The organism is Nocardia sp. Marseille-Q1738, from assembly GCF_965283145.1.
In genome coordinates, this window is sequence record NZ_CBDIMS010000003.1 from 13,486 (window position 1) to 28,114 (window position 14,629).

Here is a 14,629-nt window from a genome sequence, read left to right on the forward strand (position 1 = left end):
TACGGTGCAACAGATCGCGGATGCGGCACAGGTCTCCCGGCGCACTCACTGGATGTTGGGCGACGACCATTCGATCGCCGCTTTGCATCGCGTTCTCGATCGCGCGGTGGCGTCACTGCAGCAGGGCATCGACCTTCATGGCGCGGGTTGATCCCCATCCACGCCCACGCCGCAACCGGTTTCACCCCCGTCACCTACCATCGCCAAGGTGATCACGGTGGCCAGTTGGAACGTTCTGCATCGCGTCCATGCCGAGAACTGGTATGAGGACGTGGCGACGCGCTGGCCGGACGAGGGCGCGCGGATCGCCGCGATCACCGCACGCGTTGCCGAACGCACCGAGCGGATCATCGCGCTGCAGGAAGTCAGCGGAGACCAGCTGGCCAGCCTGCGGATGGCCTTACCGGGCAGGATGTTTCACGCGATGCGGTATCAGCGCCTGCCGACGCCGCGCCGCGTGCCCAGTTCGCTGCTCGACGGCGGCGAGTACCTGGTGGTGCTCACCGCCGAGCCGAGCAGGGAACTCGCCGCCGAGTCGTTCGCGCAGGATCACGGCAAGGGCGCACTCGTCGTCGACGCGGGCGGACTGGTGGTGATCGCCACGCACGTGACCGGCGACCGGCGGCGCGCGCAGCAGCTGACCCGGCTGGCAGAACTCGCCACCGCCGCACCGGGACATGCCGCCGTGCTGCTCGGCGACTTCAATACCGATCGCGGCACGGTGGCCGACGGGTTGGGCAACGGCTTCGTGGTCGCCGAGTGTGTCGCCGGCGCACTGCCCACTCGTCCGCGCGCGTCGGGGGCGAAGTCCCAGTACATCGACCACGTGGTTGTGCACGGCGCGACCGTCACGGCGGCGTCGGTCGACGACGTGGGCGGAGTGTCCGATCACAACCTCGTTCGCGCGGCCGTCACGATCTGAGCCGTTCGGGGCACAGGCACGTCACCGGCCGCGCCCCATCGGATGCGGTCGGTAGGCTGGCCGCGACATGAGCGTTCATTCCACGCGCGTCGACGCGATCCCCGTCCGCATGATCAGCCTTCCCGCCGGGCACATCGAACTGCGCGACGAAAGCAGGAAGACGAGCACAACGGTCGAGGTGGCCGCTTTCGACTTGGCGCCCTACCCGATCACCACCGGACTCTTCGCCGCGGTGCTCGGCATCGCGGCGCCGGACGAGGCGACCGCCGGCCTGCCGGTCACCGAGATCTCCTGGCCGGAGGCCGTCCGGTTCTGCAACCTGCTCTCCGATGCCAGCGGACTCACCCCCTGCTATGCGATCGGCGACGATCCCGACGCACTCGACGTGACCTGCGACCCGGCGGCCGATGGCTACCGCCTCCCCACCGAGGCCGAATGGGAATATGCCTGTCGTGCAGGCTCCTTCGCCGTGCGCTATGGCGATCTCGGTGAGATCGCCTGGTACCGCGAGAATTCCGGCGGCATGGTGCATCGGGTGGCCACCAAGGCGCCGAATGCCTGGGGCCTCTACGACATGATCGGCAATGTCTGGGAATGGTGCTGGGACATCTACGATCCCGAGGTCTACGGCCCGTACCGGGTGTTCCGCGGCGGCGGCGCCTTCGACCTGCCGCGCAGTTGCCGCGCCGCGTGCCGCCGCAAAAGTCACCCGAGCTTCCACATCGATGACCTCGGGTTCCGCGTGGCCCGAAACCGACCGGGGGGAAGACCGGAACAGCCGCGTGCGCGGGCTCGATCCGATGCGGACTTCCGCTACGACACGAAGTAGTATGACTCCGTGCGAAATCCGGCGAAAGTGGCGACGCGGCTGCGCGGCGCGTTCGTCGGATCCGCGGCCGGAGCGGTGAGCATCGCCGCGCATGCCCTCGGCGGTGGAGCGATGTCCCCCGGGGCTTCACCGATCGCGGTGTTGATCGTCGCGTGCGCGGCGGTGGGCGTCCTGGTCGGCGCGCGGCCGCACCGGCGCGGGCTCGGCGAGATCACGGCGATGCTGGCGATCGGGCAGACCGTCGCACACCTCGCGCTGACTCTGTCCGCCGGCCATCAGCACGACGCGACTACGTCCTCGGTGATGCTCGGCGCGCATCTCGCGGCCATCCCGATCGGTGCGCTGCTCATCCACGCCGCCGAACGGGCGGCGTCGCGAGCGGCATCCGACATCCAGCACACGGTGCGGATCCTGGCGGTCGGCCCCAGCGCACCGGCCGGATTCCGCTCGCCCCTGATCGACCGGGCTCTCGCCCGTCCGCGGCGTCTGCTGCTCGGTTCGGGCTCCGGCCTGCGTGGCCCGCCACTTGCCCGCTGACTTCCTGCACTGCCGGTGCACATCAGGTCGTTGCCGCCCAATACTTCCGGTCGGCCGGATACGACTGAGCTCGTATCCGACCATGCTGCCCGCACCGAGCCATACGTACCTGCATTTCGGATATCACCGTCCGCCGATCATGGTGTGCGCCCTATGCCGTGGCACGAAAGGGCGGTGCGTCGCGCGGTCACATGACCGGCGGCAGGTCCGATAACCGCGGTCGACGGTCGCGTTACCGAAAGAATTTGCGGCCCAGCCGAGTCGGACGCACGCGGACGACTCGGTGCCATAACGGCCCGCGATTCACTGTGCGGACAGCGCACCGACCGCTCTTGTCGATCCCGTTGCGGCGCCATCGAGCCGCCGGTCCGGGCTGTGCCGAACACGGCACGAGACGGGAGCGGACCTCGTTCATCGGCGGAACCACCACCACATCTCACATGTTCGGAGCTTTACATGCCCACTACCTTCGACCCACCGCACGTCGTGTCGCGCACCGCTCGCGTCCTGCGTGGCGTGGCAGCCGCTTCGGCGGTGCCCTTCCTCCTGGTCGCCTGCTCGTCGAACGACAAGACGGAGGCCGCGTCGTCCACCGACACCGTGACCATCTCCGACCAATGGGTCAAGGCGGCCGACAGCGGGATGTCGGCCGCGTTCGGCGACCTGACCAATACCGGCGACACGCCGCGCATCGTGGTGTCGGCGACCAGTCCCGCTTCCAGCCGGATCGAGTTGCACGAAGTGGTCACCGACGCGAACGGAATAAAGGCGATGCGACCCAAACAGGGCGGTTTCGTGATTCCGGCGCATGGCCAGAAACGGCTGCGGCCCGGCGGTGACCACATCATGTTCATGGATCTGCACGGACCGCTGCGCACCGGCTCGGCGACGTCGGTCACGCTGACCTTCGACGACGGCTCGACCACGACCTTCACCGCCCAGGTGCGTGACTTCTCCGGCAACCAGGAGAATTACGTGCCCGACCACGCGGGCGGCGCACCGCATGCCGGCGCGCAGACCCCCTCGCACGGTGGCTGAGCGGAACGGATCGCGACCCGCACGGATCAACCGGCGGCGTCTGCTGGGCGGCGGCGCCGCCGCGGCAGGCGCCGCCGGAATCGGGCTCGGCACGGCGGCACTGACCGGGACGCGCGAACCCGGAATGGCGCCCGAGGTCGCGACGGTACCGTTCTACGGACCCAACCAAGCGGGCATCGCCACCGCCCCGCAGTCGCACGCGGCGTTCGTCGCGTTCGATCTGAAGCCGGGCACGCGGCGCGACGACCTGGTCGGGCTGCTGAAGATCTGGACCGACGACGCCGCCCGGCTCACCCAGGGCCGCCCCGCCCTCGCCGACACCGAACCCGACCTCGCCCGGCGCCCGGCGCGACTCACCGTCACGGTGGGCTTCGGGCCCGCCGTGTTCGCAGTGGCGGGTCTCGAGCAGCACCGGCCGTCCTGGCTGCGGCCGTTGCCGCCGTTCGCCATCGACCGGCTCGAGCCAGCCTGGACCGGCGGCGATCTGCTGCTGCAGATCTGCGCCGACGAGGTGACCGCGGTGTCGCACGCGGTGCGCGTGCTGTGCCGGAGCGTGTCCTCGTTGGTGGCCGTGCGCTGGGTGCAGCGCGGATTCCGCGATGCCGCGCCGGGGACGACGCCCCGCAATCTGATGGGCCAGGTGGACGGCACCGCGAATCTCACGCCGGGCACGCCCGAGTTCGCCCGCCTGGTATGGGACGACGGCGCGACCATGCCGTGGCTGGCCGGCGGCACCTCGTTCGTGCTGCGGCGGATCGCGATGGCGCTGGACACGTGGGACGAAATCGACCGGGAGGAAAGGGAACTCACCGTCGGCCGCACGATCGCCAACGGCGCACCGCTGACCGGGACCGACGAATTCGACGAGCCGGATTTCACGGCCGCGGACGCGAACGGCATTCCGGTCATCCCGCCGTCGTCGCACATCGCTCGGGCCCATCACACGCACGACGGCGAACGGTTCCTCCGGCGTGGCTACAACTACGACGACGCACCCGCGCCCGGCCGGATCTCGAACTCGGGTCTGCTCTTCGCCGCCTACCAGCGCGACGTGGACAGCCAGTTCCTGCCGGTCCAGCGCCGTCTCGCGGAGTTCGACGCGCTCAACGTCTGGACCACGCCGATCGGATCCTCGGTGTTCCTCATACCGCCGGGGGTGCCGTCGCCGGGCGGCTATCTCGGGCAGCCGCTGTTCGAGGCCTGACCCGCCATCGGGTCAGGTCCAGGACGGCGACGATGCGCCGCGAGCATGGTGGCCTTCCGCCCGATGCCGCGTCGACCACCTGGTGTTTCAGGCGAGAGAACGCGGATATCCAGTGGCGGTGTCAACTGTCCCGAGACAGTCCGGCGATCGCGCGCAGCGCGGAGATCATTCCGGTGACCGGAATGCCGGGATCGATCGCCCGGAACAGGCCGAGCCCGACACCGAGCGCCAGCAGGGCGACGGCGGCTTCGGCCGTCGGCACCTGGGTATCGACATCATCGGTCGTCTTCAGGGCCGTGCCGATCATGCTGACGGTGGCTCCGAGCCGGGTCGCGAGCTCGCCGCGCAACTGGCCGTTGCGCCGCGCCTGCACACTGAATTCCAGTTCCAGCTGCGTCCAGTTCGGATCACCGATGACCTGCTCGGCCCATTCCGTGAGCCGTCGCAGACGATCCGCGGTCGTTGGCGCGGCGATAATGTCGGCGACCTCGGCAGCACGTTCGCCGTGAATCTCGTCGAGCACGGCCAAACACAGCTCGTCTTTGGTGCGGAAATTCGAATACACCGCGCCTTTGGTGAAACCCGCGGCCTCGGCGACCTTATCGATGCTCGTGGCGTGATAGCCCTCGTCCAGGAACAGGCGCTTAGCGGTGGCGATCAACACCGCGCGCGTCTGTGCCTGGCTCTGGGCTCGAGTCGGCCGGGCTACCTGCCCATATGTCTCGAGCCGCCGACTCTCATCCTGATTCGCAGACAACCGATTCCCCTTCAGATACTCTCAGTATTCGATTGTAGATGCCAGCGGTATTCCAAATCGCAGGAAGGATCGAATCGTGAGGAGCCGAATAGGCAAAGTCGCCGCAGCTCTGACGGGAACCCTCCTCGTGGTCGGAGGCGGCGCGATCTCTGCACCACACGCATGGACGCAGCCGGCCGCGGAAGCCGCCGCTGATTTCTACTTGCCGCCGGTGCCGCTGCCATCGTCAGCGCCCGGCGCGATCATCCGCACCGAACCGTCACATCTGGCGTTGTCGGTCCCAGGAATCGCCGGAACGATCCCAGCAACGTCGACGCGCGTCATGTACGTCAGCAGCGATACCCACGACGCACCGACCGCGGTGGTGGGCACGTATCTGGAGTCATCCCAGCCGTGGACCGGCCCGGGAGAGCGCCCGCTGATCTCCTACGCGGTCGGCACGAAGGGACAGGGCGATCAGTGCGCGCCCTCGAAGTTGCTCGCCCAGTTCGTCCAGTATCAGCCTCCGCTCGACGTTATCGTCGAATACGACGTGCTGGCGATCTACACGCTCCTGGCCCGCGGCATGTCGGTCATGGTGACCGACTACCACGGCCTGGGCACGCCCGCGATGCACGACTTTCTCAACCGGAAAGCCCAAGCTCACGCGCTACTGGACGGCGCACGTGCCGCGCTGCGGCTGCCCGGCACCAGCCTCGGCGGCAATTCGCCGGTCGTGCTCTACGGCTACTCGCAGGGCGGCATGGCCTCCGCGGGCGCGGCCGAACTGCAACCGAGCTACGCCCCTGAACTGAACGTGCGTGGCGCCTACGTGGGCGGGCCGGTGGTGGACGACGAGTACTTCATCGGACACAACGACGGCCGAGGCGCCATGGGGCCGGCCTTCGCCTGGATCCTCAACGGCATCGCCGCCAATTACCCCGAAACCCGCCCGGCGCTCGATGCTGAACTCAACGACATCGGCAAGGCGATCCTGCGCGAATCCCAGGACAAGTGCGCCGTTCCGCTCGGACTTGCCCAGCTGCATCAGTTCACGTCCCAATGGACCACCAGCGGAGAACCTCTCACCGCCGTGATCGATCGGTCGCCGGCGTTGAAAGCGGCATTCGACGAACAGCGGCTCGGCTCACTCGCCCCGGCGGTGCCCGTGCTGATCGCCTCGAGCCCGAACGACGAGGGAGCGCCGTATCCGCCCGTCCGCGACATGGCCGCCAGGTGGTGCGGTAGCGGGGCGCCCGTTCAGCTGGACGCGAACGCCGATATTCCCAGCGTCATCACGGGACTGCGGGTGACCCACGTGCTCGCCTTCTTCCCCTCCCTGGCGAACTCGCAGAACTGGATTACCGAGCGGCTCGCGGGCCAGCCCGCCCCGAGCAACTGCGCGGCGCTGCCCTAGTTCCTACCGGCCCCGGTTGCGCAGGGACAACCGACTCCGATACCGTCAGTATCCCGATCGGATGTACGGCCGCGCAGCGCTCGTGCCGAGCATGACTCGGCGCAGATGAGGTGGTGCCGTTGCCCGGCGCGGGTCGGTCTCAGGTCCGACCCGCGCGGGTGGCCGAACCGGCCGGGCGTGCCGAGGCGATCGCATAGCCCCGCCACGCGAAGCCAGCGAGATTCACCCCAAAGTTCCGCCGGATGTTCCGCGGCTGTCAGAGCCGCCGGGTCGGTGCCATCGCCTCGACTGTGGTGCACCGTTTCAGTGTTCGTTCGCTAGCTCGGAATTGTGAAGGGAGGGTCGAATGTCGGAGTTGGCTCACCGCCACCGTGATTTCGGTGACCCTGCCGTCAAATCGACGTGGTGCGCGTTCCCCACGCCGGCCGGCGCCGCGGGCAAGGTCCGCGGCGATGGGCGGACGACACGTATCCCGCATGCCCACGCCGTTTGTCCGGCGGCCGAGCATCGGGCCGAGGCGCCGGAGTGGTGCCGATGACGGTGCAGAGCAATCGTTTTCGCGGACGTCGCGACAAGCCGGATCCGAAGCGGCCCCTGTGGGTGCTGAGCTTGCTGGCTCCGGGTTTCGGGCTGCTGCCGTCCCAGCTGGTGCTGCACACCGGATCCGCGGTGTTCTGGTGGATCGAGCCGATCATCATTCTGATCGTGATCCCGGTGCTGGACTGGATGATCGGTGAGGACGGCACCAATCCGCGCGAGGAAGACTACGAGTCGCTCTCCAACGACCGGTACTACCGGTGGTGCACGTACCTGTTCCTGCCCATCCAATTCATCGCTTTGCTGATCGCGGCATACCTGTGGGCCGGCGACGAACTGACTGTCATCGACAAGCTGGGTTTGGCGGTCACCATGGGTTTCATGTCGGGAATCGGCATCAACGCCGCGCACGAACTCGGCCACCGGGTCGAACATCTCGAACGCTGGCTGGCGAAAATCGCCCTCGCGCAGTCTGCGTACGGCCACTTCTACGTCGAGCACAACCGAGGCCACCACGCCCGGGTTGCCACACCCGAGGACCCGGCCAGCGCGCGGCTCGGAGAGTCACTGTGGGCATTCCTCCCCCGCACCGTCGTCGGCGGATTCCGCTCCGCGGTGCATCTGGAACAAGAACGCCTGCAGCGCAAAGGATTGCGCTGGTGGAGCAGCCAAAACAACATCCTGCAGGCCTGGGCGATGACGCTGGTGCTGTTCGGCGGCCTGCTGGCCGTCTTCGGCTGGGCCATCCTGCCGTACCTGCTGGTGCAGGCGGTGATCGGCGCCGCGCTGCTGGAGACGGTGAACTACATCGAGCACTACGGGCTGCTGCGGCGGCGGCTGCCCAACGGCCGCTGGGCACGATGCTCACCGGCCGACAGCTGGAACTCCGACCGCCTGCTCACCAACGTCGTCTTGTTCCACCTGCAGCGGCACAGCGACCACCACGCCAATCCCGGGCGGCGTTATCAGACGCTGCGCAGTTCCCAGGAGGCGCCGCAACTTCCCGCCGGGTATGCCACCATGATCGTGCTCGCCGCGGTGCCGCCCCTGTGGCGCCGGGTCATGGACCCCCGGGTACTGGCCCACTACGACGGCGACGTCACGCGCGCCAACATCGCGCCGCGCAAACGCGGTCGCATCCTCGCCGCGCACAACCCGCCCGCGGCGGCCCGGCCTCGAGGTCCGAACGCCGGCGCCCGCGCGGTCCGCTCGGCCGGTCGCTGGTGAAGCCGGCCCAGGCCGGCCGACCCCGAAGCCGGGCGAGGCGTAGCTCCCGGCTCGGCGAGATCGGTATCAGGCGGCCGCGGGGCGAAGTGCCCTGGCATCTTTGCGAATCCCGAAGGCCACGACGATCTCCATGACGCCGAGCACGATCAGCCACACTCCCGCCAGGACGGCCAGCGTGGCCACCGACCGCACCGGCCAGATGATCAGCACGACACCGGCGATTGCGGTCAATAGGCCGAAGAACACCTGCCACCAGCGTCCCGGCAACGCGGGCTCGGAGATCGCGGCCATCAGCAACGCGATACCGCGAAACAGCCAGCCGATACCGATCCACAGCCCGAGCAACAGGAGCGAGGCCAGTTCGTCGCGGAAACAGAAGACGCCGATCACGATGGACAGCACGCCGACGATGAAGGACATGACCCGCAGACCGGTACTCGCCGGTGCGCCGAAGGCCGCCAAAAGCTGCATGAAGCCGGTGACCACCAGGTACACGCCGAAGATGATGCCCGCGGCCAGCAGCGTGATATCCGGCCAGACCAGGATGAGGACGCCGAGGATCACCGCGAGGATGCCGGTGACCAAGACGGTTTGCCACGCCCGGCGGGCAACAGACTGCAGAGGACCCTCTAGCACGCTGTTTGTCGTCATACCGTGATGCTATAGCCCACTCCGCGCTGTTTACTGAACATTTGCTGATGGGTGTCCGTGGCGCGGAGCCGGGATCACGAAGCGCCGACGCTCGCGGCTGCACGTTTATCGCCCGAGCGGTCGGGTAGTCATTCCTGAGTGACTCTTCGTGTACGCCCCTGGGGTGGAGCGGGTGGGTCGGGGTTCGGTGAGGCTCGGGGCTAGGAGAAGAGGGTGGCGGTTCTGCTCGTGCTGCGGGCACGTGGACTGGGTGATCTACTCACCGCGGTCCCGGCTTTACGTGCGCTGCGCCGGGCCAAGCCACACGACCGGATCGTCCTCGCGGCCCCGCAGCGGCTCAAGCCGATCGTCGACCTCATCACCTCGGTCGATGCCTTGGTGCCGACCGCCGAACCGGGCACCCTGCGCTGGGACGCACCGCCACCCGAACTGGCGGTCAACCTGCACGGCCCGAGCGCCGAAAGTATCGTCACGCTGGCCAGAACACAGCCCGGACGCATCCTCACCTATCGCAACGCCGCGTTCCCCGAGCTGTCGGGCCCCGACTGGCAAACCGACATGCACGATGTCGACCGCTGGTGCCATCTGCTCGAATACGACGGCATCAGGGCGGATCGCCGCAACCTCGGACTGGTTCCACCGGTGGCGACGACGAGCCACCGCGACTGCGTGGTCGTGCACGTCGGCGCGGGCGCACCGGCCCGGCGCTGGCCGCCCGACCGGTTCGCCGCGGTCGTCCGGCACCTGCTGGTGCACGGCCGCGACGTGGTGATCACCGGCGACGCGTACGAACGCGAACTCGCACTGAGCGTCGCCGCGCGGGCGGGGTTGCCGGTCGGCAGGGTCCTCGCCGGCGAACAGAACCTCATCGAACTGTCCGCAACGATCGCTGAGGCCGCGCTCGTAATCTGCGGGGACACCGGCGTCGCACACCTTGCCACCGCGTTCGGCACCCGCACGGTCCTGCTCTTCGGCCCCACGCCACCCCGATGGAGCGGCCCACCGGCGCACCTGCTGGGCAGGCACGCCGTGCTGTGGGCAGGTCAACTCGGCGACCCGGACGCCGACAGTCCCGACCCGGGCTTGCTGCGAATCGGCGTCACCGAGGTGATCAATGCCGTCGACAACCAGCTGAGCAAACGCACCTTGCCCGGCACGAGCACCGACCGTCGAGGGACTGCCTACCGCCGCGTCGGCTGACCACACGGGACCGCCGTCTCCCCCGCCCAACGAGGATGGCTGGCGCTGGGTCACTCCGTCTCCGTCGCCGCGGTGCGCAGTGCGGTGGAGTAAGCGGCGATCGCGCTCGGCCAGAACTGTTCGAGGTAGTCGCGCGCATCGGCGAGACCACGCGGATCCAGGGAATACAGTCGGCGATTGCCTTCCGGGCGCACCATGACCAGCCGGGCCTCGCGCAGCACGCGCAGATGCTGCGATACCGCCGAGCTGCTCACGCCGACCTCCTCCGCGAGTTCCCCGACCGAACGCGCCTGCGGCAACGCCTCGAAAATCGCGCGACGGGTCGGGTCCGCCAGCGCGGTAAGCGCGCGAACTCCATTAGTCGCCACTCACATAGTGTGATCGCGCAGCGTTTCGCTGGTCAACTCATGCGGCCGCAGCATTTCCCCAGTTCGTGGCACCAAAAACGGCGGCCTGTTATCTCTTCGTAATACTCGACCTGGGCGTTTATCGACCCGTGACAGTTGCCACACGATTGCGGAAGGTCGGTCCGGCTCCCTTACGTTCGTCTCATGCCCGTGACCTTCCCGTTATCAATCCGTCGCGGCGCGACCCGGTTCCGCCGCCACCGCGCCGCCACCCGCGTCGCGGCCGTCGCCGCGATCGTCACCGCCTCGGTCGGCGTCCTCGCCGCAGCGCAACAGGACCAGGACACCGACGCCTCCGCCCGCCTCGTCGCGGGAAAGATCGCCTCGGGCGAAATCGCTCCGGCCCAAGGCCAAGCCAGGTTCGCCTCCTTCACCCTGCACGAAGCACCTGCCCCGCAGTCCGCTCCGGCCCCCGCGCCGTGGGACCTGAACCACATCGCGCAGGAATTCGCTCGCCCGAAGACGGTCCGGCCCGTCGCCGGTGTACTCACCTCCACCTTCGGCTCGCGCTGGGGCGAGATGCACGCGGGCTTGGACTTCGGCGACCCGCTCGGCGCTCCGATCTCCGCGGTCACCGACGGCGTCGTGATCGAGGCCGGTCCCGCCTCCGGCTTCGGCCTCTGGGTGCGGGTGCAACAGGACGACGGAACTGTGGGCGTCTACGGCCACGTCAACGACATCCTCGCCGCCGTGGGCCAGCCGGTCCGCGCCGGGGACGTCATCGCGACCGTCGGCAACCGCGGCTATTCCACCGGCCCGCACCTGCACTACGAGGTTCACTTGCCCAGCGGCGAAAAGATCGATCCGGCGCCCTGGCTGGCCGCACGCGGAATCGACGTCATGCGGAATCCGGGCTGACCGGACCCATCGCGAGACAATGAGGGGCTCGCGAACCGACTCGGCGACCCAGCCGTCACCCGTCCGGGCCGCGAACGCAACGCCGCGTTCGCGGCCCGGCGGCGTATTCGCTCGGGCAGCTCCGCCGTAGCTGTAGCGGCAACGCCTCGATACCGGAGTATCAGGCACGAATACCGCTATGGGGGGACGCCCGCAGGGATCCACGATTTCTACGTTTCGATCCATGCCCCGAACATATTTCGCCGCGTCACAGGACTCGATGCCCCTGGCTGGACCACGTCGCGGCCGAAGGCCGGACCACATCCATGCCGCGTCCCGGTGGCACCGGCCGCTCATGGTAACCGCGGCTGTCATGGCGGCGCTGGCGGTGGTCTCGAGCGGCGGCATGCTCGCCGACGACCGCATCTTGCTCGGCGAGTCGGTGTGGCTCAAGCCGTTCAAATTCGGCGTCGCCTTCGCGCTCTACAGCCTGACGCTGGCGTGGCTGCTGTCGTTGCCGCACAGGGGAAGTCGCGTCACGTGGTGGCTCGGAACGGTGTTCGCGGTGACCGGCGTCCTCGACGTCGGTTTCATCGCCGTGCAGGCCGCCCGTGGCACATTCAGTCACTTCAACAACGCCGACCCCGACCTGGTGAACCGGATCGGCCAGACCATCTTCATGTCCGGCGTGCCGGGCCTGTTCTTCGCGAATCTGTTGATCATGCTGATTCTGTCCTGGCAGCGCGTCGCGGACCGTCCGACGGCACGCGCTATCCACGCGGGGCTCGGCCTCGCCGTGGCCGGTATGGCGATGGCCTACGTCATGGGATACACCGGCAAGCAGCTCGTACGCGACACCGATGGCCGGGTGGTCGAACTGATAGCCGGGCATACGGTGCTGGACGACCCCGCCCGCTCGGCGGCTGCCCGCGACGGACTCGCGGGCATGCCCATCACGCACTGGAGCACCGTCGGCGGCGATCTGCGCGTACCGCACTTCGTCGGACTGCACGGCATCCAGGTGCTGTTGCTCGTCTCGTTCGCGCTGGCCCGGTTTGCTCCGCGCTACCGCTGGCTGCGCGCCGAACGCGCCCGCGCGGCCGTCGTCGGCGTGCTGGCGGCGGGTTACTCCGGCATGCTCGCCCTCGTCTTCTGGCAGGCGATGCGCGCTCAGCCGCTGGTCCACCCGGACGGCGTCACGGCGGCCGCGGCCGCCGGACTGGCCGCGACGGTCGCGGCGCTGCTCGGCGCGGTCTATCGGCGGCACCGCGCCGGGCTACCGGCCGCGGAATCGGTCAGCGCAGCCGTTCCGCGTCGCGGGTGAGCTCGACCAGGGTCTTGCCGAGCGCCGTCAACTCCTCGGGCGTCGCACCCTCGGCAATCGCCGTGGCGACGTCCTCGGCGGCGCAGCGGGCGGCGAACCAGCGGTCGGCCAGATCGGCGGCCTCTTGGGCGCTGAGCACCACCGAATCGTCGGGAATCCCGGTCCCCTTCAAGCTGTTGCGATGTTCATAGGCGCGTTGGCGACAGGACTGACGGCAGTACCGGCGGCGACGTCCGGCCTCCGACTCCACGATCTCCCGTCCGCACCACAGGCAGGACAGCAAGCGGCCTCGCGACATGAGGCAGAACACTAATAGCTCGCGGCCACCGATCCGCTCAGCGACCCCCGAGGGAACCGACCCGCGCCGGGCATGGCGAGCTCAGCGCGCCGGTGGCACTACAATGGAACGGTTCACCGCGGCCGCGTCGGGAACTATCGGCGCAGGCCCGATCGTTGCACAGTAGGTCCAGCGAGCGTGCCCGCTCGTGCGGACACGGTCGCAGCGCACAGCGCACGAAGACTCGAGCACACAGGGAGAGGCACACCATGGCAGATCGCGTACTCCGAGGCAGTCGGCTCGGAGCGGTGAGCTACGAGACCGATCGCGACCACGACCTGGCTCCGCGTCGGATCGCCCGGTACCGGACCGACAACGGCGAGGAATTCGACGTACCGTTCGCCGACGACGCCGAGATCCCGCCGACCTGGCTGTGCCGCAACGGTCAGGAAGGCGTGCTGATCGAGGGCACCAGCCAGGAGACCAAGAAGGTCAAGCCGCCGCGCACCCATTGGGACATGCTGCTGGAACGGCGCAGTAAGGAGGAGTTGGAGGAACTGCTCAAGGAGCGCCTCGAACTGCTCAAGACGCGCCGCCGCGCCTGAGGAACTCATCGACAGCGAACGGCCGCCGCATCGAACGATGCGGCGGCCGTTCGCTGTCGGGTCATCGTGCCGCGGTCAGTGGCTCGCCACCTTGCGGTAACGCAGCAGCGCCAGCGGCACGGCCACCATGAGGATCGCCACCGAGCAGCCCACCGCGTATTCGACGCAGTGCTCGGCGGCCCAGCCGGTGGGTGGGACGAAGGTGGGCGGGGCGCCGTTGTCGAACAACTTGCGTCCCGCCGCCGACACCGCGGTGATCGGATTCCATTCCGCGATCGTGCGCAGCGGGCCGGGCAGGGTCTCGGCCGAGATGAACGCCGAGGAGATGAACGTCAGCGGGAACAGCCAGATCAGCCCGGCGCTCTGCGCCACCTCGACGGTCGGCGACAGCAGGCCCGTCAGCGCGCCGACCCAGGACATCGCGAACGCGAACAACAGGATCACCGCGAACGCCAGCGCGGCATCGGCGACGCTGCCGTGGATGCGCCAGCCGACGACGTATCCACACCCGACCATCACGGCCAGGCTGAGGATGTTGACCACCAGATCCGACAGCGTGCGGCCCATCAGCACGGCCAGCCGCGACATCGGCAGCGCCCGCATCCGGTCGATGATGCCCTTCTGCAGATCCCCCGCCAGACCGACGGTGGTGAATGCGGCGTTGAACGCGACCGTTTGGGTGAAGATGCCGGCCAACAGGAATTCCCGGTACTGGCCGCCGCCGAGCGAGGCGCCGAAGATGTAGGCGAACAGGAACACGAACATCAGCGGCTGGATCGTGGCGGTCACCAGCAGCGTCGGCACGCGCAGGATGGTCAGCAGGTTGCGGTGCGCGACGATCGCGCTGTCCCGGAACAACCGCAGCCGTGGGCCCGAATCCC

The 14,629-nt window shown here is 68.5% G+C and carries 16 protein-coding genes; 11 read left to right on the forward strand and 5 right to left on the reverse strand.

Going from position 1 to position 14,629, the window contains the following annotated elements:
- Positions 1-208: 208 nt before the first annotated feature.
- From ACWPXK_RS13550 to ACWPXK_RS13570, 5 genes are all read left to right on the forward strand, one after another.
- On the forward strand, positions 209-922 hold the full coding sequence (locus ACWPXK_RS13550) for an endonuclease/exonuclease/phosphatase family protein (RefSeq protein ID WP_454196468.1): 714 nt from the start codon (positions 209-211) through the stop codon (positions 920-922).
- A gap of 67 nt (positions 923-989) precedes the next feature.
- Positions 990-1,751: a formylglycine-generating enzyme family protein gene (locus tag ACWPXK_RS13555; RefSeq protein WP_454196469.1), complete on the forward strand. Its 762-nt coding sequence runs from the start codon at positions 990-992 to the stop codon at positions 1,749-1,751.
- 9 nt (positions 1,752-1,760) lie between these two features.
- Positions 1,761-2,288 carry a hypothetical protein gene (locus tag ACWPXK_RS13560; RefSeq protein ID WP_454196470.1) on the forward strand — a complete coding sequence of 176 codons (528 nt, stop codon included), beginning with the start codon at positions 1,761-1,763 and terminating at the stop codon, positions 2,286-2,288.
- Positions 2,289-2,744: 456 nt separating this feature from the next.
- A complete protein-coding gene (locus tag ACWPXK_RS13565) occupies positions 2,745-3,326 on the forward strand; it encodes a copper chaperone PCu(A)C (protein ID WP_454196471.1) in 582 nt (193 codons plus the stop codon).
- Positions 3,319-4,530, forward strand: a complete 1,212-nt coding sequence (locus ACWPXK_RS13570; protein ID WP_454196472.1) for a Dyp-type peroxidase — start codon at positions 3,319-3,321, stop codon at positions 4,528-4,530. The genes ACWPXK_RS13565 and ACWPXK_RS13570 overlap by 8 nt, the downstream gene beginning before the upstream one ends.
- A 121-nt stretch (positions 4,531-4,651) precedes the next feature.
- Here ACWPXK_RS13570 and ACWPXK_RS13575 read toward each other — a convergent pair whose 3' ends face one another.
- Positions 4,652-5,194, reverse strand: a complete 543-nt coding sequence (locus ACWPXK_RS13575; RefSeq protein WP_454196473.1) for a TetR/AcrR family transcriptional regulator — start codon at positions 5,192-5,194, stop codon at positions 4,652-4,654.
- Positions 5,195-5,363: 169 nt separating this feature from the next.
- Between ACWPXK_RS13575 and ACWPXK_RS13580 the strand changes: the two genes are divergently transcribed.
- Both ACWPXK_RS13580 and ACWPXK_RS13585 read left to right on the forward strand, forming a co-directional pair.
- On the forward strand, positions 5,364-6,683 hold the full coding sequence (locus tag ACWPXK_RS13580; RefSeq protein WP_454196474.1) for a lipase family protein: 1,320 nt from the start codon (positions 5,364-5,366) through the stop codon (positions 6,681-6,683).
- Positions 6,684-7,217: 534 nt separating this feature from the next.
- Positions 7,218-8,447, forward strand: coding sequence for an alkane 1-monooxygenase (locus ACWPXK_RS13585; RefSeq protein WP_454196475.1), 1,230 nt, complete (start codon positions 7,218-7,220; stop codon positions 8,445-8,447).
- Between the two features lie 66 nt (positions 8,448-8,513).
- Here ACWPXK_RS13585 and ACWPXK_RS13590 read toward each other — a convergent pair whose 3' ends face one another.
- Positions 8,514-9,098, reverse strand: a complete 585-nt coding sequence (locus ACWPXK_RS13590; RefSeq protein WP_454196476.1) for an HdeD family acid-resistance protein — start codon at positions 9,096-9,098, stop codon at positions 8,514-8,516.
- 213 nt (positions 9,099-9,311) lie between these two features.
- Between ACWPXK_RS13590 and ACWPXK_RS13595 the strand changes: the two genes are divergently transcribed.
- Complete coding sequence (locus tag ACWPXK_RS13595; RefSeq protein ID WP_454196477.1) at positions 9,312-10,298, forward strand: glycosyltransferase family 9 protein; 987 nt, start codon at positions 9,312-9,314, stop codon at positions 10,296-10,298.
- Positions 10,299-10,348: 50 nt separating this feature from the next.
- Here the strand turns inward: ACWPXK_RS13595 and ACWPXK_RS13600 are convergent, their stop codons facing one another.
- Positions 10,349-10,666: an ArsR/SmtB family transcription factor gene (locus ACWPXK_RS13600; RefSeq protein ID WP_454196478.1), complete on the reverse strand. Its 318-nt coding sequence runs from the start codon at positions 10,664-10,666 to the stop codon at positions 10,349-10,351.
- Positions 10,667-10,849: 183 nt separating this feature from the next.
- Here ACWPXK_RS13600 and ACWPXK_RS13605 point away from each other — a divergent pair, with 183 nt between their 5' ends.
- Together ACWPXK_RS13605 and ACWPXK_RS13610 are read left to right on the forward strand one after the other, a co-directional pair.
- The gene (locus ACWPXK_RS13605) at positions 10,850-11,563 is read left to right on the forward strand and encodes a M23 family metallopeptidase (RefSeq protein ID WP_454196479.1); all 714 of its coding nucleotides are present in this window, start codon (positions 10,850-10,852) and stop codon (positions 11,561-11,563) included.
- 334 nt (positions 11,564-11,897) lie between these two features.
- On the forward strand, positions 11,898-12,866 hold the full coding sequence (locus tag ACWPXK_RS13610; RefSeq protein ID WP_454196480.1) for a hypothetical protein: 969 nt from the start codon (positions 11,898-11,900) through the stop codon (positions 12,864-12,866).
- Here ACWPXK_RS13610 and ACWPXK_RS13615 read toward each other — a convergent pair.
- The gene (locus ACWPXK_RS13615) at positions 12,838-13,164 is read right to left on the reverse strand and encodes a hypothetical protein (RefSeq protein WP_364321893.1); all 327 of its coding nucleotides are present in this window, start codon (positions 13,162-13,164) and stop codon (positions 12,838-12,840) included. The genes ACWPXK_RS13610 and ACWPXK_RS13615 overlap by 29 nt on opposite strands.
- A 248-nt stretch (positions 13,165-13,412) precedes the next feature.
- Between ACWPXK_RS13615 and ACWPXK_RS13620 the strand changes: the two genes are divergently transcribed.
- A complete protein-coding gene (locus ACWPXK_RS13620; RefSeq protein ID WP_040779429.1) occupies positions 13,413-13,748 on the forward strand; it encodes an RNA polymerase-binding protein RbpA in 336 nt (111 codons plus the stop codon).
- Positions 13,749-13,823: 75 nt separating this feature from the next.
- Here the strand turns inward: ACWPXK_RS13620 and ACWPXK_RS13625 are convergent, their stop codons facing one another.
- Positions 13,824-14,606, reverse strand: a complete 783-nt coding sequence (locus tag ACWPXK_RS13625) for an ABC transporter permease (RefSeq protein WP_454197029.1) — start codon at positions 14,604-14,606, stop codon at positions 13,824-13,826.
- Between the last annotated feature and the right edge of the window lie 23 nt (positions 14,607-14,629).

What these genes read in the sequence shown, in the direction of transcription:
- ACWPXK_RS13610 (WP_454196480.1), top strand. Translation starts at nt 11,898, where the DNA reads ATGGTAACCGCGGCTGTCATGGCGGCGCTGGCGGTGGTCTCGAGCGGC.
- ACWPXK_RS13585 (WP_454196475.1), top strand. Translation starts at nt 7,218, where the DNA reads ATGACGGTGCAGAGCAATCGTTTTCGCGGACGTCGCGACAAGCCGGAT.
- ACWPXK_RS13620 (WP_040779429.1), top strand. Translation starts at nt 13,413, where the DNA reads ATGGCAGATCGCGTACTCCGAGGCAGTCGGCTCGGAGCGGTGAGCTAC.
- ACWPXK_RS13565 (WP_454196471.1), top strand. Translation starts at nt 2,745, where the DNA reads ATGCCCACTACCTTCGACCCACCGCACGTCGTGTCGCGCACCGCTCGC.
- ACWPXK_RS13605 (WP_454196479.1), top strand. Translation starts at nt 10,850, where the DNA reads ATGCCCGTGACCTTCCCGTTATCAATCCGTCGCGGCGCGACCCGGTTC.
- ACWPXK_RS13590 (WP_454196476.1), bottom strand. Translation starts at nt 9,098, where the DNA reads ATGACGACAAACAGCGTGCTAGAGGGTCCTCTGCAGTCTGTTGCCCGC.
- ACWPXK_RS13555 (WP_454196469.1), top strand. Translation starts at nt 990, where the DNA reads ATGAGCGTTCATTCCACGCGCGTCGACGCGATCCCCGTCCGCATGATC.
- ACWPXK_RS13615 (WP_364321893.1), bottom strand. Translation starts at nt 13,164, where the DNA reads ATGTCGCGAGGCCGCTTGCTGTCCTGCCTGTGGTGCGGACGGGAGATC.